Source organism: Pseudomonas edaphica (genome assembly GCF_005863185.1).
GTDB lineage: Bacteria > Pseudomonadota > Gammaproteobacteria > Pseudomonadales > Pseudomonadaceae > Aquipseudomonas > Aquipseudomonas edaphica.
In genome coordinates this window covers 1-600 of the sequence record NZ_VBVZ01001127.1, presented here as the reverse complement: position 1 = coordinate 600, position 600 = coordinate 1, and the positions used below count along the sequence as shown (strand labels likewise).

The 600-nt window shown below is 56.7% G+C and carries 1 protein-coding gene; it reads right to left on the bottom strand.

Annotated elements, in window-relative coordinates; translation table 11 throughout:
* On the bottom strand, positions 1-600 hold a 600-nt coding region (locus FEM54_RS33655; protein ID WP_338109395.1), incomplete at both ends, for an immunoglobulin-like domain-containing protein.

Below are 600 nucleotides of genomic sequence, written 5' to 3'. Positions count from 1 at the left end.
GGCCACCCTCATTGACTGCGCTTGGCGCGGTCAACGTGACGGTAGTGGTGTTATCAGTACCCGGAGTGTCGGTGACGGTAGTGTTGACCGGCGTTGTACCTGGGACCAGGTTTTCGAAGTGCTCGCCGCCGCTCACGTTGGTGATGGCGGTAGTGACGGTCTGGTCGCCCTTGTAAACGTCATCCGGAGCGACAACGGTCACGCTGCCATTCGACTGATTAACGCCGATGGTAATGGTCTGGCCATTGTCCAAAGTCACAGTCAGCGGATTGGTGATGTTGGTCACTGCCGCGCCGTTTTTATCCACAAGGCTGGCGGTGTAGACGATGTTGCCGCCTTCGCCGACGGTGGTGGTGGCGGTCAGAACCACATCCACTTTGTCGATGGTGTCGTTGATCGTGGTGGTTGCGCCGTTACCTGCAACTTCCAGTTTCTCGAAGTTACCGCCAGCAGTGTCAGTGATCTTGACGGTTTGAGTGCTCTTATCGATGAACACGTCATCGCCAGGCGCCGCAACAGTCACGGAGCCAACGGTGTCGCCAGCCTTGATGGTGATAGTCGAACCGTTATCCAACTTCAGCGTTACATCAGTACCCGCTT